Genomic DNA, 18,106 nt, shown 5'->3' with positions numbered 1-18,106 from the left:
CGAATGTCTACAGAAATTACATTTGATGGCGTTGAACAGTTGCCAATGCGCAAGTTCACCGAAGACGCTTATCTCAACTATTCGATGTACGTCATTATGGACCGTGCGTTGCCATATATTGGTGACGGCTTAAAACCGGTTCAGCGTCGTATTATCTACGCAATGTCGGAGCTTGGTCTTTCGGCAGCGGCAAAATACAAAAAATCGGCACGTACAGTTGGTGACGTGTTAGGTAAGTACCACCCACACGGGGACTCGGCTTGTTACGAAGCCATGGTATTGATGGCCCAGCCATTCTCTTACCGTTATCCACTCGTAGATGGCCAAGGTAACTGGGGTGCGCCTGATGATCCTAAATCATTTGCGGCAATGCGTTATACCGAAGCAAAACTCTCTAAGTTTGCCGAAGTTCTGCTTGGCGAACTAGGTCAAGGCACGGTTGAATGGCAGCCTAACTTTGACGGCACGATGAAAGAGCCGCAAATGTTGCCTGCGCGTTTACCTCACATCTTACTTAATGGTGTGACAGGTATCGCGGTAGGTATGGCAACGGACATTCCGCCACACAACGTACGTGAAGTGGCTGAAGCGACGATTCATCTTATCGACAATCCAAAGTCTGAACTTGCGGATGTAATGAACTTTGTTCAAGGGCCAGATTACCCAACAGAAGCAGAGATCATTTCACCTAAAGCAGATTTAGAGAAGATTTATCGTACTGGTCGTGGCAGCATCAAAATGCGTGCGGTATGGCACAAAGAAGGTTCAGAGATCGTCATTACCGCTCTGCCACACCAAGTGTCTGGCGCTAAGCTACTAGAGCAAATCGCTAACCAAATGCGCGCTAAAAAACTGCCTATGGTTGACGATCTGCGTGATGAATCCGATCACGAGAACCCAACTCGTATCGTGGTAGTGCCGCGTTCAAACCGCGTTGACTGTGACCAGTTGATGAATCACCTATTTGCCTCGACCGATCTTGAAAAGAATTTCCGTGTAAACCTAAACATGATTGGTTTGGACAACCGTCCTCAGGTGAAAGGACTCGTTCAAATTCTATCTGAATGGATCGAATTCCGTCGTGCGACAGTACGTCGTCGTTTGCAACACCGTTTAGATAAGGTCATGGCTCGCTTGCACATCTTGGAAGGTTTGTTGGTTGCATACCTTAACCTTGATGAGGTGATTGAGATCATTCGTACTGAAGACGAGCCTAAAGCTGTGCTTATGGAACGTTTTGGTATTACCGATATTCAAGCAGATGCGATTCTCGATACCAAACTTCGCCACTTAGCGAAATTGGAAGAGATGAAGATTCGCGGTGAGCAAGATGATTTAGAAAAAGAGCGTGAAAAACTAGAGCAACTATTAGGCTCTGAGCGTCGTCTTAACACTCTTCTGAAGAAAGAAATCAAAGCTGACGCAGACAAGTATGGTGATGACCGCCGTTCGCCAATGGTTGAGCGCGCAGAAGCTAAGGCGCTAACAGAGCGTGATTTAGTTCCTAGCGAACCAATTACGGTTGTGCTTTCTGAGAAAGGTTGGATTCGTCATGCTAAAGGGCATGATGTTGATGCTGATGGTTTGAACTATAAGTCGGGCGATAAATACCTTGCCCATGCTCGTGGTAAGAGTAATCAGCAAGCTGTGTTCCTTGGTAGTGATGGTCGAAGCTACTCTTTAGAGTCTCACTCATTGCCATCTGCGCGTAGCCAAGGTGAGCCAATTACAGGTCGCTTGAATATTAGCGCAGGGACCAATATCCGTCATGTTGTTATGGGTGAAGAAGAGCAACTGTGGCTAGTCGGTTCTGACGCGGGTTATGGTTTCGTTTGTAAGGGAAGTGACTTACTGTCGAAAAACCGCAGTGGTAAAGCTTTGGTGACACTGCCGCAGAATTCTGAAGTGCTTTCACCACAAACGGTGGGCAACTTAGACGCTGACGAAATCTTAGCGATTACTAACCAAGGTCGTATGTTGCTGTTCCCGATTAAGGATCTGCCGCAGCTTGGTAAAGGTAAAGGCAATAAGATTATTAACATTCCAGCTGCGAAAGCGAAAGAGCGCGAAGAACTTGTTTCTCACCTCATTGCTCTGCCTCAAGGGAGCTCGGTCACTCTGTATGCGGGTAAACGTAAGCTTGGATTAAAACCGGCTGACCTAGAGAATTTCCGCGGAGAGCGTGGACGTCGAGGTGGCTTGTTGCCTAGAGGTCTTCAGCGCGTAACTCGTATTGAGGTTGAGTCTGGTTCAACCCCACAGCCTGAAAACGAAGCGTCTGAATAGAACAAAAAAACCCATGCTTAGCATGGGTTTTTATTTTTCATCGTATTTGTTAGGTCAACACACTCTAAAGCTTATTCGCGCGTATCTTCTTCAATGGTGACTTTAAGAGTTTTCTCAACTCCTTTACGCAGTACTAGCACATCAACAATGGTACCTGGTCGTAACTCGGTGACTATGTCCATCACGCTTTGACGTCCATTGATCTTCTGACCATCAATTTTCAAGATAATATCTTGAGCTTCAAATCCCGCATCTGCGGCAGGGCCGTTAGGGTCGATACCTAATACTACGATGCCGCCTAGATGTTCGTTACCTAATAGTCGCGAGGTAACGGAGTTAATATCTTGACCATCGATTCCGATATAGCCGCGAATCACACGACCATCCGCAATGATTTTCTGCATAATTTTATTGGCCAGTGCATACGGAATAGCAAATGAAATACCATAAGTTTCCAGCTCAGTAGCTTGTTGGAATGAGGCGGTGTTGATTCCGACTAGCTCACCACGAGTATTGACCAAGGCACCACCAGAGTTACCTTCATTGATTGCGGCGTCCGTCTGGATAAACGCTTGGTGACCATCGGCGCTGATAGAAGAGCGGCCAGTGGCGGAGATAATGCCAAAAGTGGTGGTTTGACCAAGATTGTACGGGTTACCAATTGCCAGAACAATATCGCCGACTTTCGGTGAGTATTCCGGATTGAGCGGAATGACAGGTAAGTTATCGCCTTCAACTCTAAGGATGGCGATATCAGTTCTACGGTCTTTACCGACTAGTTGAGCGGCAGCGACTCGACCATCTTGCAGCGCGACAATAATCTGATCAGCCTGTGCGACGACATGATAGTTGGTAATAATATAACCTTTACTACTGACAATGACTCCTGATCCCAACCCTTGGGTAAGCAGCTTTGAGCGATCACTCTCTTGGTACTTACGGCTATAAATATTAACCACGGCGGGAGCCGCTTTACGTACAGCTTGATTAAATGACACCTGAACCTGAGAGTAGTCAGTTGTAGCGGATTGATTGGTTTGAGGAAGGATGTTGGACCGCAGAGACGGTACAGCGATTAATAACAGAGCAGCAGTTGCTAAGCCTAAGCCAATAGAACGCAACAAAAATTGCAGCATGCTTTCCTCGTCAAGGTCATAAAGTGGATAAGTTGGTGAAGAATAGCACTAGATGAGAAAATAATAAAAGGACAGTGAGTGTTCCCACTGTCCTTTCAAAGCGATATCGCGTTTTTTATAAATGGCGTTTATCGAATTACAAGGTAAATACTGCGTTCACCACGCTGGATATTAAGCGCAAGTACACCAGACTGCTTCTCTACCACTTTTCTAAACTCAGCGAGATTCTTAACTCGTTGGCGGTTTACGCCGATAATGATGTCATCTTTTTGTAGTTGATAAGCTTCGGCGTTAGAGCCTTTTTCTACCGATGTTACTTTCACACCTTGGACAGAGTCGCTCGCATTGGTGTTGGTCAGCTGAGCACCAGACAAACCTTCATGTAACTTGTCAGCGGTAGTCTTCATGTTAGTTTGCTCACCTAAGGTGACATCGAACGATTTCTTCTTGCCGTCACGCACAACGCCGAGTGAGATCTCTTTACCTGCACCTAAGGTGGCGACTTTTGCTCTCAGTTCGCTAAATGAATTAATCGCTTTACCGTTGACAGAAACGATAACATCGCCTGCTTCAAGCCCTGCTTTATCTGCAGCACTGTCAGGCACGACTTGGCTAACAAATGCGCCTTTGCTTGATTCGTATCCTAAAGCCTCTGCTAATTCAGAGGTGATTTCGCCACCTTGTACGCCTAACATGCCGCGTTTAACTTCACCAAACTCTAAGATTTGTGCGGTTAGGTTGGTCATCATGTTGGATGGAATCGCAAAGCCGATACCGACGTTACCGCCGTTGGGGCCTAAGATGGCGGTGTTAATACCAATCAGTTCACCGTTAAGATTAACTAGAGCTCCCCCCGAGTTACCGCTGTTGATAGCTGCGTCGGTTTGGATAAAGTTCTCAAAATTCTCTAGGTTAAGACCACTACGACCTAGTGCTGAAACAATACCTGAGGTCACTGTTTGCCCTAGACCAAATGGGTTACCAATTGCCACGGTGAAATCACCGACACGCAGTTTGTCTGAATCAGCGATCTTAATTTCGGTCAGGTTTTTCGCTTCTTCCAACTTGAGTAATGCGACATCTGACATCTGGTCGCCACCTACCAACTCAGCATCGTATTCACGACCATCACGCAGTTTAACGCGGATTTTTTCTGCGCCGTTGATTACGTGATAGTTAGTGACAATGTGGCCTTTCTTAGCGTCAATGATTACACCGGAGCCTAGGCCGCGGAATGGACGCTCTTGGAGTTGTTCGGTCGGGAAATCAGGTCCAAAGAAAAAGCGGAACTGATCAGGAATCTGTTGTTTGGAGACTTGTGTGCCTTCGACTGAAATGCTAACGACCGCAGGGGTCACTTTTTCAAGCATTGGAGCCAAGCTTGGTAACTGTTCGCCATCAACCGTAAAAGGCAAAGCGGCTGTAGCCTGCATTGGTGTGATGATTGAACTTAGGCTTAATGACAGGACGGTTAAAGCAAGCAAAGGTTTTTTCATCGGATACTCCTAGTTGGTTAAGGACCTAATACTGACATTTGTACGAAAAATCAGATTTCAATGGTCACTTGTAGGAGTTATGACTTAAAAACCTTTGCAAAGTTCATCAAAGATAGATTTCAGTTATGACGCTTTAGCTGAAACAACGTCTTGAGAATCTAAAATTTCTTTCTTCTGTTCTTTTAGTAAACCGGTTGAACCTGACGCATAATCTTTAGGCGCTTCGCTTAGCGGCTGAATACTAACATCATTGCCTTCATCCGATTCTGCATCAGACTGCTGGGCAATTTTTTTCACGAACGGGTTATCTTGTTCGGGAATGTTTGGTAAAAGCTCTGAAGATGTCTTTGCCATATGTTGATATAGCTTAGTGTACTCTTTACCTAGTGAATCCAACATTTCCGCTGTTTGAGCAAAGTGATCTGCAAGATCTTGTTTTTGCTGCTCTAATTCAAATTTTGCGTTGTCGAGATCTTTTTGAACGCTCTTTTGCTTCTTGTATCCTGGTGTTGTCAGGCGAGAAATCGCAACACCTAAAATCGTACCAACAAGCAAACCTACGAGGGCATAAATCCAAGGCATAATTGCTCCTTATCATTGTTATTTAACATGTTTTTTACTGGTTAGTTACACATGTTCAATTGACATGGTACTATGAGAACTTAAGCCAATAAAGAAAAATGCATGTGCTCTACATAGCAGTTTGACAGTCTTCTTGAGTAGGTAAAGAAGCAATGACACCACTAGAAATCTATAACAACGATATAAAACAACATGGTTTTCAAAAGGATGCTGCACAGCTTCAAGCGGTCACGGCCTTGGATAATCTTTACCATGAATTCATCGAGTACGTTAACACGCCGGTTGAAAAGCCGAGTGGATGGAAAGCTTGGTTTAGTAAAAAAGAGCCTGAGTTGCCTCAAGCGCCGCAAGGCCTTTATTTCTGGGGAGGAGTAGGGCGCGGTAAGACCTATTTGGTTGATACATTTTTTGAGGCTCTACCCACAGACAAGAAAATGCGTGTCCATTTTCATCGCTTTATGTATCGCGTCCACGATGAGTTAAATGCCTTAGGTGATGTGAATGACCCACTGGAGTTGGTTGCTGACAAATTTAAATCTGAAGCTGAAATTATCTGCTTCGATGAATTTTTTGTTTCAGACATCACTGATGCGATGATTCTTGGCACTCTATTTCAAGCGCTGTTCAAGCGTGGTGTTATCTTAGTCGCGACTTCGAATATTCCGCCGCAAGATTTGTATCGTAATGGGTTGCAGCGTGTCCGTTTTCTGCCAGCGATTGAACTGATCCAGAAAAACTGTCGGGTGTTGAATGTCGATAGCGGGATTGACTATCGCTTGCGTACTTTAGAACAAGCAGAGATCTATCACTCACCACTTGATGCACAAGCAGACAAAAATCTTCGTCACTATTATGAACAACTTGTTGGGGAAGGAAAGAAAGGGGCTCAGAGCATCGAAATTAATCATCGAGATATCAATGTCATTCAAGCTTCTGAAGATGTGTTGCATGCGAGCTTTGAACAGTTGTGCCAATCTGCGCGAAGTCAAAATGACTATATTGAGATTTCACGCATCTATCACACCGTATTGTTAGCGGATGTGCAGAAGATGGATCGCACTATAGATGATGCTGCGAGGCGTTTTATTGCTCTGGTTGATGAGTTCTATGAGCGTCATGTCAAACTGATTATATCTGCGGAAGTGCCATTGGAGGCGCTTTACGCGGGTGGTCAGTTAGAGTTTGAGTTTAAACGTTGTCAGTCGCGTTTGATTGAAATGCAAAGCCATGATTACTTGGCGAAAGAGCATTTAGCATAGCTGGTGGAAGCGAACTGTGCTCAATTGAAAAAAAATGAAATTTTCACGCGAAAAGAGGTGATTTTTTCTACTGACTTCTCTATAATCCTGCGACCCACCGTTACTGCAGACCTTATTATCGAAGGTATTTCGACATAACGGGTCGAGAGTGCCAATCACTCGAAGGGGTGTTAACTGGACTCTTAGTCAGTGGGAGCGAAAGCTCCTTAAGTGTAAATTTAATTATTGAACGGGTTATTATTAGCATGAAAACTTTCGTTGCTAAACCAGAAACTGTAAAACGCGACTGGTACGTTGTAGACGCTGAAGGTAAAACTCTTGGCCGTCTAGCAAGTGAAATTGCATCTCGCCTACGTGGCAAACACAAAGCTGAATACACTCCACACTGTGACACTGGTGATTACATCATCGTTGTTAACGCGGAGAAAGTTACTGTAACTGGTAACAAGGCTAAAGGTAAGATTTACTACCGTCACACTGAATTCCCTGGCGGCCTAAAATCAATCAGCTTCGAGAAGCTAATTGATCGCAAGCCAGAGATGGCTCTTGAGCTAGCAGTTAAAGGTATGCTACCACGTGGTCCTCTTGGCCGTGCTATGTACCGTAAGCTGAAAGTTTACGCTGGCGCTGAGCACAACCATGTTGCTCAACAACCTCAAGTACTAGACATCTAATCGGGGATTTCGAAAATGGCAGATAATCAATACTACGGTACTGGCCGTCGCAAAAGCTCAGCTGCACGTGTTTTTGTTAAACCAGGCAGCGGCAACATCGTAATCAACAAGCGTAGCCTTGATGAGTACTTCGGTCGTCCAACTTCTCGCATGGTTGTTAAACAGCCTCTAGAGCTAGTTGAACTAACTGAGAAACTAGACCTATACGTTACTGTTAAAGGTGGCGGTATTTCTGGTCAAGCAGGTGCTATCCGTCACGGTATCACTCGCGCTCTAATGGAATACGATGAGTCTCTACGTCCTACTCTACGTGCTGCGGGTTACGTTACTCGTGACGCTCGTTGCGTTGAACGTAAGAAAGTTGGTCTACGTAAAGCACGTCGTCGTCCACAGTTCTCTAAGCGTTAATCTTTTTTCGAAAAGATTCGCTTCCAATGTTTACATTGGAACGTGGTACCAAAAGCCTGGCTTCTTGCCAGGCTTTTTTGTTTTTGTCTGTTAAAAAAATCCTTTCCTAGCGTCACTTATCATTTGATTTCTCTTACTTATCCTTCTTTTGTGACCTCACTGGCGATTCGCCTCACAAATGTTACAAAAAGGTAGCTTTATCTTGTCAAAAAGTAGGGTTTTATTTATCATTTGCCATCAAATAAATACAACTAAATTCGTATTTTGTTAGCCATGCTCTTTAAGCGGAATAACAATAAATCCACAAGGAGCAAATGGGAGAATGTTTGGATGAGCAATGCGCCTTTAAATAACGGTCGCAGACGTTTCTTAACCGCTACAACAGCCGTTGTGGGTGGTTTGGGAGCTGCTGCTGTCGCCGTTCCTTTTATTAAATCTTGGAACCCAAGTGAAAAAGCCAAAGCTGCAGGTGCCCCTGTTGAAGTTGATATCGGTAAACTTGAAGAAGGGCAAATGGTACGTGTTGAATGGCGTGGTAAACCTGTATGGGTTGTCCGTCGTGCACAGTCTGTAGTCGAAGGATTAAAAGCTATCGATGGTCAGCTACGCGACCCGTCTTCAGCAGAAGAACAACAACCAACTTATGCTCAGAATGCTTATCGCTCAATTAAGCCAGAGTATTTTGTTGCGGTAGGTATCTGTACACACCTTGGTTGTTCTCCAACGTATTTGCCTGACAGTTTTAATGAGCAAGTTCAGGGTGTTAAATCAGGTTTCTTCTGTCCGTGTCACGGTTCTAAGTTCGACATGGCAGGTCGTGTTTTCCAAGGCGTACCAGCGCCATTAAACCTAGTTGTTCCAAAACACCAATACTTAAGTGATACCAAGATTATTATCGGTGTTGACGAAGAAGGGGAGGCATAATGCAAGCTCTACTTGATTGGGTAGAAAAACGCATACCCGCAATGAATGCGTACAAGAAGCACCTTTCTGAGTACCCGATGCCAAAGAACTTTAACTTCTGGTATCTATTTGGCTCGCTAGCGATGCTTGTCTTGGTTAACCAAATCCTAACGGGTATCTGGTTAACAATGAACTACGTGCCTTCTGGCGACGGAGCCTTCGCCTCAATCGAATACATCATGCGTGATGTTGAATACGGTTGGTTGCTGCGTTATATGCACTCTACAGGTGCGTCAGCCTTCTTCGTTGTTGTTTACCTGCACATGTTCCGCGGTCTTATCTACGGTTCATACCAGAAGCCTCGTGAACTACTGTGGATCTTCGGTATGCTTATCTTCTTAGTGTTGATGGCAGAAGCATTCATGGGCTACTTGCTACCTTGGGGACAGATGTCTTACTGGGGTGCTCAGGTAATCATTTCCCTCTTTGGTGCCATTCCTGTTATTGGTGATGACCTAACGCTATGGATTCGTGGTGACTACGTTATCTCTGGTGCTACGCTAAACCGCTTCTTTGCACTACACGTAATTGCACTTCCTATCGTCCTATTGCTACTGATCGTTCTTCACGTACTAGCACTGCACGAAGTAGGTTCAAATAACCCTGATGGTATCGAAACTAAGCTGCCAAAAGGTACAATGGGCGACGACTACAAAACTCAGTTCCCATTCCACAAGGATTACACTAAGAAATACGACATCATCGATTCTATTCCTTTCCATCCGTACGGGACTGTGAAAGATATGGTAGGTGTTGCTGGTTTCCTATTCTTCTTCTGTTATGTGCTGTTCTTTAACCCTGAGATGGGCGGTTACTTCCTTGAGCCACCTAACTTTGAAGCAGCAAACCCACTGAAAACACCTGAGCACATTGCTCCTGTATGGTACTTCACTCCGTTCTACGCGATTCTACGTGCGGTTCCAGACAAGCTACTAGGTGTTATCGCGATGGGTGCATCGATTGCGGTTCTTTTTGTACTACCTTGGTTAGACCGTTGTCGTGTACGTTCTTACCGCTACCGCAGTAAGTTCCATTTATTCAATATCATCCAGTTCACGATCAGCTTTATCGCTTTGGGTATTCTTGGTGCGCTACCAGCAACGCCAACATACACGCTATTAGCTCAGATCTTCAGCTTAGCTTACTTCATGTTCTTCGTACTGCTGTACTTCTACAGTAAGAACGAAGCGACTAAGCCACTACCAGAAAGGGTGACATTCAAATGAAAAAATGGATTGTAATTTTATTTGCAATGCTGCCTTCATTGGCGATGGCAGCGGGTGCGAACGTACCACTTGATAAAGCAAACAATGATCTGAGTGACCAAGCTTCACTGCAAAATGGCGCGAAACTGTTTATGAACTACTGTTTCGGTTGTCACTCAGCTCAATATCAACGTTATGAGCGTGTAGCGCGTGACATTGGTATCCCAGTTGAACTGCTTAAAGAAAACCTAATCTTTGACCCAGAAGCAAAAGTGGGTGACTTGATGGAAAACTCGATTCCTGAGAAGTCAGCAGCGAAATGGTTTGGTGCTCCACCGCCAGATCTAACACTGGTTGCTCGTGTTCGTGGTACCGATTGGCTATACACTTACCTACGTTCATTCTATGAGGACCCAAGCCGTCCGTTTGGCGTTAACAACATTGTTTTCCCAAGTGTTGGTATGCCGCACGTACTAGAAGAGCTGCAAGGCATTCCTAAGCCAGTTTTTGAAACTCATGTCGTAGATGGCAAAGAGGTTACAAAAGTGGTTGGCGTTGAATCCGATGGTACAGGCGAACTGAACAGTGAAGAGTATGACCAAGCGGTACGTGACCTAGTAAACTTCTTGGAGTACTCAGGTGACCCAGTGAAGCTAGAGCGTCACGCACTAGGTTGGTGGGTAATGGCTTTCCTAGTCATCTTCACGATTGTCGTAGTGCTACTGAAGAAAGAGTATTGGCGTGATGTGCACTAATTGTGCTATCATACCGTGCTAATTCCCAATTTTTGAACTTAACAATGGAGGCTTAGCCTCCATTGTTTTTATATTTGTAAGTGTGCTGGAGGGCTCCATGGCTGTAGCTGCCAATAAACGTTCTGTGATGACTCTATTTTCAAGTGCATCTGATATGTATAGCCATCAGGTACGTATTGTTCTAGCAGAGAAAGGTGTAAGTGTTGAAGTAGAACTTGTAGATGAAGCAAATCTACCTGCAGAGCTTATTGAACTTAACCCGTACAAGACAGTACCAACGTTAGTAGACCGTGAACTAGCGCTTTACGATTCAAAGATCATTATGGAATACCTAGATGAGCGATTCCCTCATCCACCATTGATGCCGGTGTACCCAGTAGCTCGTGGTAATAGTCGTCTAATGATCTTCCGTATTGAGAAAAACTGGTACACGCTTGCTGAGAAAATCGTAAAAGGCAACGCAGAAGAAGCAGAAGCAGCACGTAACAAACTACGTAATGACCTGCTAACTCTAGGCCCTGTTTTTGCTGAGTACGAATACTTCATGAGTGAAGAGTTCAGCCTAATCGACTGTTACTTAGCACCGTTACTATGGCGTCTACCTCAACTTGGTATCGAGTTAGTAGGCCCTGGTTCTAAAGAACTAAAAGTTTACATGAACCGCGTGTTTGAGCGTGATTCATTCCTAGCTTCTCTAACTGAAGCTGAACGTGAAATGCGTCTAGCTCGTTAATTGGCGAGAAGATGGATATAGCAAACATGACACCACGCCGACCATACATGCTTCGTGCATTCTATGATTGGCTGGTGGATAACGATTTAACTCCACACTTGGTCGTGGCAGCAGAGTTACCTGGTGTACGTGTACCTTTGGAGTTTGTTCAAGACGGTCAGATTATCCTTAATATCGCTCCAAGAGCGGTGGGTAATTTAGAGTTAGGCAACGAAGCGATTACCTTCAATGCTCGCTTTAGTGGTCGCCCTCACTCGGTGATTGTTCCTTTGTATGCCGTACAAGCTATCTACGCACGTGAAAACGGCGCTGGTACTATGTTTGAGCCTGAAGAGGCTTACATGGCTGAGTACGAGGAAGAAAGCATTGAAGAGGTGACTGATGAACCTCAACCATTGTCAGTAGCAACAGAAGTAGAACCAGAACCGGAAACTGCAGATGTTGGTGTTGATGAGGATGAGCCGCCAAGGCCAAAAGGTCGACCAAGCCTTAGAGTCGTTAAGTAATAAAAAAGCAGCGCCGAGCGCTGCTTTTTTTGTGCCTGCAGATGGTTTAGCTTCCTTGATGGAATGCTTTTACCACCTGTTTTACACCAGATATGTTACGTGCAACATCGGTCGCGATGTTGGCGTGCTCATCCGATACATATCCAAGAAGGAAGACTTCTTTATCTTCGGTGATGACCTTGATTTTGGTTCCACTCAACTCAGAGTTGGCGATTAAAGCCGATTTAACCTTAGTGGTAATCCAACTATCATGGCTGATCTCACCAACAGAGAGTGGTGCTTTAACGCGCAGCTGGTTGTAAATGTTCTCGACACCTTTTATGTCACGCGCACGGCTTTCAATTTCGCGCTTTAGCTGTTCGGTGTTCGCTTGCCCCATTAGGACAACGTTACCATTGTAAGAGCTCGCAGTAATACGTGCGTTGCCTCTGAAAGGCGCTTTGTTACCGATACCTGCAATTTCAAACTCAATGTTGTTGTCGTTCCAGATTTCTTGCGTTGTTCTTGGATCTATCACAATACTTGCAGTTGTTGCTGCCCCGGCGACAAATAAACCAGCGCAGCCGGTAATACTCAGGGCAAACAATGACAGCAATAGTCCTTTAAATATTTTCATAACTTACTCTTCGTGAGCTGGGAACAGTACTTGGTCGATAAGATCGCACAAGCAGTGTAGGGTCACCATATGAACTTCGTGAATTCTTGCTGTTCTGTGAGATGGGATACGGATCTCAACGTCATTCTCACCTAACAAACCCGCCATCTCGCCACCGTCTTTACCCGTTAAGGCAATAATGGTCATATCTCGAGTTACCGCGGCTTCCATCGCTTTGATGATATTTTTACTGTTACCACTGGTTGAGATAGCAAGTAAGATATCACCCGTTTGACCAAAAGCGCGTACCTGTTTGGAGAATATTTCTTCGTAGTGGTAGTCATTCGCCACTGCGGTTAAGGTGGTGTTATCCGCAGTCAGAGCCATAGCAGGTAAACTTGGTCGCTCGGTTTCAAAACGGTTGAGAAGACAAGAAACAAACTGTTGTGCGTTTGAAGAAGAACCACCGTTGCCGCAGCAAAGAATTTTGTTGCCGTTGAGTAGGCTCGCTACCATAGCTTGCGCTGAGTGAGTAATGGCGTCAGGAAGCGCTTCGGCTGCTGCGATTTGAATTTGAATACTTTCAGTAAAGCTGTCTTTAATGCTGTCTAGCATCGATTATCCTTGAGTAATTGCGTTTTTTATCCACTCGATTTGCTCGCCTTGCTGATGGATAGCCACTAAGTCAAAGCGAAAATCGGTTGAATAGACAGATAAGCCATTTTTGCTCAGCCACAGTGTTGCTGTTTTGATGAGCTTTTTCATTTTGCTAGCGGTGACTGTTTCCGCTGCATGGCCATAAGCTTGGCTTTTACGGTAGCGAACTTCAACGAAAACAATCGTCTCGCCATCTTTCATAATCAGGTCGAGTTCGCCTCCTTTGATAAGGAAGTTTCTCTCAATTGGCGATAAGCCGCAACTGATAAGATGCTTTTCAGCTGCAGCTTCGTAATGTTGTCCTTGCGCGCGCTTACTGAGTAGCACTATGCTCCGCCCAGCTTATTTCACGTTGGACAATACAATCATCATTGATGCTTAATACGCCCGTGTTGCCATCAACGGTATAGTCATGCACAACTTTCATTTGTGGCAGGTGCTCCATTAAGCGGTATGCATCCATTCCTAGTGCTTGAAGGCGTTTTTCTGCGTTGGAATCTTTTGGCCAAAGTTGATCCATTTGAGCTTTCAATGCTGCATCAGGCTGAATCAATAACGGGATATCGCTATACATTACACCAGAGAGATCTTCGTATTGCTGACGGCCGCTATTACTACGCGAATTAGAGTAGAGTTTAGGTGGAGTCGTATCTGGGTTAATTGCCACTTCGATAAAAGGCTTTATCAAAGTTAATTCCGAGCCACTTGCAACGATATATACCGCATCGATATCACGGCGGCTGCGCGGTTGACTCTCTAGAGGGATATTAAGCAGGGATTCCATTTGAGCGATATGCTGCTGGCTACTTTGCAGACCAAACACTTTGTTAATATCGCGTTGTAGCTGACGTTTATCACCAAAGAGATTGATGGCAACTTTGTTGTCGCTATGTTTTTGCCATTCTTGCTCAAATGCTTCAACGACTCTTGAGCCTAAACGACCTTGAGGTGCAAGAATGAGTGGATATTGATAGCCTTGTTTTGCAAGGTGCTTAGCTGCTTGTGCCACTTCTTGTTCTGGTGATAAGGCCAAATAGCAGGTGTTGTTACCAGCTTCAACTTCATCAGGAATGTTAAGTGCCAGCGTCGGTAGCGGGTTGGTGAAACTAGCTTGTGCTTGCTGTAGCTTTTCAATGTTGTCCTTGAGTAGTGGCCCAACAACTGAATCAATCTGCTTCTCAACCAAAGTTGCTTCAAGCTCTTCGATAGAAGTAGCGTTGGTGTCAATCACCGTCAGCGTTGCGTTTTCATCCCGCTCTCCGTCGTTCATCATTTCAAGGATAAATCCGTCGCGGATCAACTGAGCTTGCTTGGCAAATTTGCCAGAGAGTGGCAGTAGCAAGGCAGTGTTTACTGGTTTAGTGATTTCGAGCGCGAGAATATCAGTCACTGCTTGCGGTGTGTAGGTAGCGCCAGGGTGAGTTGGGTTGTCTAGCAGCCATTGTTCAAGGCCAGATTTTAGCTGTGGTAGATTGTTCGCCAAAGTCTTAGTTAGACCCGTTAATTCAAGCCAACCGGAGATTACCGGGTCAGACTCTTGGCGCTTCAGGGTTTCGATTTGCGAAGCGGAGTACTGAGTAAGGTTGTTCCAAATTCCTTGTGCAACAAAAGCTTGCTCACTTTCTGGAAGATATTGGCTACTCAACGAGAGCTCGCGTGTCGCGTTGAAGAAGTCACCCTGCTTGGTAAACAGTGAGGAGCGCAACTGGTGGTAGTTAAGCCATTGATCTTCGCCTAGCTGCCATGATGGTTTAAAGTTAAGTATTTGTAACGCTTCCGCATGGTTCCCTTGAGTGACTAGCAGTTCAGCACGGGCGAGTTGCCACTCAGCTTGTTGCATGTCGTTTAAAGACTGGCGAGCCAAACGCTTGATTAAAAGTTCAGATTGAACAAGGTCACCTGAGTCAATGGAGGCTTTTAGTGCCATGATTAACCAGTCATTTTGTAAGCTACCCTGGCTGCTGTCGGCGCGCATTAAGTAGGTTTGCACCGATTGATTCGGATCTAGGGTAATATCGACACTTCGCGGCGTCTTAGGAGCAGAAGAACACGCTGCCAATGTGACAGCAAGTGCTACAGGAGTCAGTAAGCGTGTTACACTTAGACGCTTGTGGTTATTCATGGCCATGAGTTCTTTATTAATTCCGTATAAGATTGTGTCTATATTAATCGTTGAAGTGATGGTAAACAAATGACAGATAACAAAACCTTACCAACTGAGGTTCCAACTCTCTATATCGTGCCTACGCCGATTGGTAATTTAGGCGATATAACTCAACGAGCGATTGAAGTTTTATCCAATGTAGACCTCGTTGCTGCTGAAGATACTCGTCATACTGGTAAACTATTGTCTCACTTCAGTATTCAAACTAAAACTTTTGCCCTTCATGATCATAATGAACAGCAAAAAGCGCAAGTGTTAGTCGATAAATTGTTAGCTGGGCACTCGATCGCATTAGTTTCTGATGCAGGTACACCATTAATTAGTGATCCAGGTTACCATCTTGTGACTCAATGTCGTCAGGCGGGAGTCAAAGTTGTTCCGTTACCAGGAGCTTGCGCGGTCATCACCGCATTAAGTGCGTCAGGTCTACCATCTGACCGCTTTAGCTTTGAAGGTTTCTTACCGGCTAAAAGTAAAGGCCGTAAGGATAAGTTTCTTGAGATCGCTAAAGTTGAGCGTACTTGTGTGTTCTATGAGTCTCCACACCGTATTTTAGACTCACTCGACGACATGCTTGAAATCTTGGGCCCAGACAGAGAAGTGGTATTAGCGCGAGAGCTGACTAAAACCTTCGAAACTATCCAAGGTATGCCGCTAGGTGAACTGGTTGAATGGGTCAAAGCGGACTCTAACCAGCAACGAGGTGAAATGGCGCTGCTGATCCATGGCTACTGCGCATCAGAAGATGACTCTATCCCTGAAGAAGTTAAGCGCACGGTGACCATTTTGACCAAAGAGTTGCCATTAAAGAAAGCGGCAGCGATGGCGGCAGAAATTTACAACCTAAAAAAGAATGCGCTGTATAAGTGGGGATTGGAGAACCTAGACTAAGGTTCGAGAAATTAGAGTCGAGAATCGAGAAGATGTGTTCTCGGCTCTAATATCTACTTCTCGACTCTCGAAGGACGAAGTCCGTTCCAGATTCTCACAGGGCGAAGCCCGATCCCGCTTTCTATAGCGCTAGCGTTCTCGTCTACTTTCTGACCACTTAACCCTCCGTTTGCAGCAAATCTGTGATCTCGCTAGACACTGCTCTCTGAACTCTATACAATCCGCCCTCGGAGTCGACTGGGTAGTCGCTGCTTTGTTGATGTCCTTCGGGAGACTGACGTTGAGGTCCTTTTAGGAGACTGACGTTGACGTCCTTCGGGAGACTGACAAAGGGGAGGAAAGTCCGGGCTTCATAGAGCAAGGTGCCAGGTAACGCCTGGGGGGCGCAAGCCCACGACAAGTGCAGCAGAGAGAAGACCGCCGATGGCCCGTAAGGGAACAGGTAAGGGTGAAAGGGTGCGGTAAGAGCGCACCGGACGACTAGCAATAGTTCGTAGCAGGGTAAACTCCACCTGAAGCAAGACCAAATAGGCCTCCACATTGCGTTGCTCGCGTAAGGAGGCGGGTAGGTTGCTCGAGCCAGTGAGTGATTGCTGGCCTAGACGAATGGCTACCGCCGCGCAAGCGGAACAGAACCCGGCTTATGTGTCGGCTCCACCTATTCGAGACCCATCGTAACTTTGTTATGATGGGTTTTTTGCTTTTTATTGACCAAATTTATTTTCTAACTATTAAACTTAGCGCAAAATCACGTGTTCTCACTCGCTAGTGGTGGCGATAAGCCATTAAATCAGTACACTGGAGAATCTGAATTCGTCAATGCGTCAGCCACATGAGATAACTATGACCGAAGCATTTAAACACATATCTGTACTCCTTCATGAATCGATCGATGGTTTAGCAATAAAACCAGACGGTATTTACATTGACGGTACATTCGGTCGCGGAGGTCACAGCCGTACAATTCTCTCAAAGCTCGGTGAAAACGGTCGCCTATACAGTATTGATCGCGACCCACAAGCTATCGCCGAAGCGAACAAGATTGACGATCCGCGTTTTACTATTATTCATGGTCCATTTTCGGGTATGGCTGAATATGCCGTTGAGTACGATCTGGTCGGTAAAGTTGATGGTGTATTGCTTGATCTTGGTGTGTCGTCACCCCAGTTGGACGACGCAGAGCGTGGCTTTAGTTTTATGAAAGACGGGCCGCTAGATATGCGCATGGACCCGACCTCAGGCATTCCAGTTTCTCAATGGCTATTGGAAGCTGACCTTGATGACATTACTTGGGTGATTCGTGAGTTTGGTGAAGATAAACATGCTCGCCGCATTGCTAAAGCGATTGTTGCTTACCGTGAAAACGAAGAGAACGAACCGTTAACTCGCACAGGTCAACTGGCTAAACTAATTTCTGAAGCTGCACCAAAGAGCTTTAAAGAGAAGAAACACCCAGCAACTCGTGCATTCCAAGCGTTCCGAATCTACATCAATAGTGAGTTAGAAGAGATTGATACGGCACTTAAAGGTGCTGCAAGTATATTGGCTCCTCAAGGTCGCCTATCAGTAATTAGCTTCCACTCGTTAGAAGATCGTATGGTTAAGCGCTTTATTCGCAAAGAGAGTAAAGGGCCTGAAGTACCTCATGGCATTCCTATGACGGAAGATCAAATTAAAGCGTTAGGCAGTGCCAACCTGAAACCTGTAGGCAAAGCGATTAAGCCTTCTAAACAAGAAGTGGAAATGAATGCTCGCTCACGTAGTTCAGTGCTTCGCTTGGCTGAAAAGCTATAAAC

Annotated in this window: 18 protein-coding genes and 1 other RNA gene; 12 read left to right on the top strand and 7 right to left on the bottom strand. The window is 45.3% G+C overall.

Annotated features, from left to right (window positions below; translation table 11 throughout):
* Window positions 1-3 precede the first annotated feature (3 nt).
* A complete protein-coding gene (parC, locus tag AC6R16_RS07045) occupies window positions 4-2,286 on the top strand; it encodes a DNA topoisomerase IV subunit A (RefSeq protein WP_500673974.1) in 2,283 nt (760 codons plus the stop codon).
* A gap of 71 nt (window positions 2,287-2,357) precedes the next feature.
* Here the strand turns inward: parC and degS are convergent, their stop codons facing one another.
* The 3 genes from degS to zapG form a co-directional block, all read right to left on the bottom strand.
* Complete coding sequence (gene degS / locus AC6R16_RS07040; RefSeq protein ID WP_500641511.1) at window positions 2,358-3,422, bottom strand: outer membrane-stress sensor serine endopeptidase DegS; 1,065 nt, start codon at window positions 3,420-3,422, stop codon at window positions 2,358-2,360.
* 128 nt (window positions 3,423-3,550) lie between these two features.
* A complete protein-coding gene (locus AC6R16_RS07035; protein ID WP_500673973.1) occupies window positions 3,551-4,918 on the bottom strand; it encodes a DegQ family serine endoprotease in 1,368 nt (455 codons plus the stop codon).
* A 123-nt stretch (window positions 4,919-5,041) separates the two neighbouring features.
* Entirely contained in the window at window positions 5,042-5,500 is a 459-nt protein-coding gene (gene zapG / locus AC6R16_RS07030; protein WP_500673972.1) for a Z-ring associated protein ZapG, read from the bottom strand.
* 152 nt (window positions 5,501-5,652) lie between these two features.
* Between zapG and zapE the strand changes: the two genes are divergently transcribed.
* The 8 genes from zapE (at window position 5,653) to sspB (ending at window position 12,003) form a co-directional block, all read left to right on the top strand.
* Window positions 5,653-6,759, top strand: a complete 1,107-nt coding sequence (gene zapE, locus AC6R16_RS07025; protein WP_500641514.1) for a cell division protein ZapE — start codon at window positions 5,653-5,655, stop codon at window positions 6,757-6,759.
* Window positions 6,760-7,004: 245 nt separating this feature from the next.
* Window positions 7,005-7,433, top strand: coding sequence for a 50S ribosomal protein L13 (rplM, locus tag AC6R16_RS07020; protein WP_004744972.1), 429 nt, complete (start codon window positions 7,005-7,007; stop codon window positions 7,431-7,433).
* Between the two features lie 15 nt (window positions 7,434-7,448).
* Complete coding sequence (gene rpsI, locus AC6R16_RS07015) at window positions 7,449-7,841, top strand: 30S ribosomal protein S9 (RefSeq protein ID WP_004415472.1); 393 nt, start codon at window positions 7,449-7,451, stop codon at window positions 7,839-7,841.
* Window positions 7,842-8,171: 330 nt separating this feature from the next.
* Entirely contained in the window at window positions 8,172-8,765 is a 594-nt protein-coding gene (petA, locus tag AC6R16_RS07010) for a ubiquinol-cytochrome c reductase iron-sulfur subunit (RefSeq protein WP_004744971.1), read from the top strand.
* A complete protein-coding gene (locus tag AC6R16_RS07005) occupies window positions 8,765-10,030 on the top strand; it encodes a cytochrome b (RefSeq protein WP_069667137.1) in 1,266 nt (421 codons plus the stop codon). The genes petA and AC6R16_RS07005 overlap by 1 nt, the downstream gene beginning before the upstream one ends.
* Window positions 10,027-10,764 carry a cytochrome c1 gene (locus AC6R16_RS07000; protein ID WP_500641515.1) on the top strand — a complete coding sequence of 246 codons (738 nt, stop codon included), beginning with the start codon at window positions 10,027-10,029 and terminating at the stop codon, window positions 10,762-10,764. The genes AC6R16_RS07005 and AC6R16_RS07000 overlap by 4 nt, the downstream gene beginning before the upstream one ends.
* A gap of 97 nt (window positions 10,765-10,861) precedes the next feature.
* Window positions 10,862-11,497 carry a stringent starvation protein SspA gene (gene sspA / locus AC6R16_RS06995; protein ID WP_004744968.1) on the top strand — a complete coding sequence of 212 codons (636 nt, stop codon included), beginning with the start codon at window positions 10,862-10,864 and terminating at the stop codon, window positions 11,495-11,497.
* An 11-nt stretch (window positions 11,498-11,508) separates the two neighbouring features.
* Entirely contained in the window at window positions 11,509-12,003 is a 495-nt protein-coding gene (gene sspB / locus AC6R16_RS06990; protein ID WP_500641516.1) for a ClpXP protease specificity-enhancing factor, read from the top strand.
* A 46-nt stretch (window positions 12,004-12,049) separates the two neighbouring features.
* Here the strand turns inward: sspB and AC6R16_RS06985 are convergent, their stop codons facing one another.
* Genes AC6R16_RS06985 through AC6R16_RS06970 form a run of 4 tightly spaced genes read right to left on the bottom strand, consistent with a single transcriptional unit; the run spans window position 12,050 to window position 15,383 of the window.
* Window positions 12,050-12,619, bottom strand: coding sequence for a BON domain-containing protein (locus AC6R16_RS06985; RefSeq protein WP_500641517.1), 570 nt, complete (start codon window positions 12,617-12,619; stop codon window positions 12,050-12,052).
* Window positions 12,620-12,622: 3 nt separating this feature from the next.
* A complete protein-coding gene (locus tag AC6R16_RS06980) occupies window positions 12,623-13,213 on the bottom strand; it encodes a phosphoheptose isomerase (RefSeq protein ID WP_500673971.1) in 591 nt (196 codons plus the stop codon).
* Window positions 13,214-13,216: 3 nt separating this feature from the next.
* Window positions 13,217-13,585: a YraN family protein gene (locus AC6R16_RS06975; protein ID WP_500642208.1), complete on the bottom strand. Its 369-nt coding sequence runs from the start codon at window positions 13,583-13,585 to the stop codon at window positions 13,217-13,219.
* Window positions 13,569-15,383, bottom strand: a complete 1,815-nt coding sequence (locus AC6R16_RS06970; protein ID WP_500673970.1) for a penicillin-binding protein activator — start codon at window positions 15,381-15,383, stop codon at window positions 13,569-13,571. Before AC6R16_RS06970 ends, AC6R16_RS06975 begins: the two co-directional genes overlap by 17 nt.
* A 63-nt stretch (window positions 15,384-15,446) precedes the next feature.
* On the opposite strand from AC6R16_RS06970, the gene rsmI reads away from it, so the two are divergent.
* The 3 genes from rsmI (at window position 15,447) to rsmH (ending at window position 18,104) form a co-directional block, all read left to right on the top strand.
* Window positions 15,447-16,310, top strand: a complete 864-nt coding sequence (gene rsmI, locus AC6R16_RS06965; RefSeq protein WP_500673969.1) for a 16S rRNA (cytidine(1402)-2'-O)-methyltransferase — start codon at window positions 15,447-15,449, stop codon at window positions 16,308-16,310.
* Between the two features lie 229 nt (window positions 16,311-16,539).
* Window positions 16,540-16,970, top strand: an RNA gene (gene rnpB, locus AC6R16_RS06960) — RNase P RNA component class A.
* Window positions 16,971-17,153: 183 nt separating this feature from the next.
* Window positions 17,154-18,104 (top strand): 16S rRNA (cytosine(1402)-N(4))-methyltransferase RsmH, encoded by a 951-nt coding sequence (gene rsmH, locus AC6R16_RS06955; RefSeq protein WP_500673968.1) that lies wholly within the window; start codon window positions 17,154-17,156, stop codon window positions 18,102-18,104.
* Window positions 18,105-18,106 lie beyond the last annotated feature (2 nt).

The sequence above is a fragment of the Vibrio sp. R10-SG3-ISO10 genome (assembly GCF_059834185.1).
This window is presented reverse-complemented; position numbering and strand designations above follow the sequence as displayed.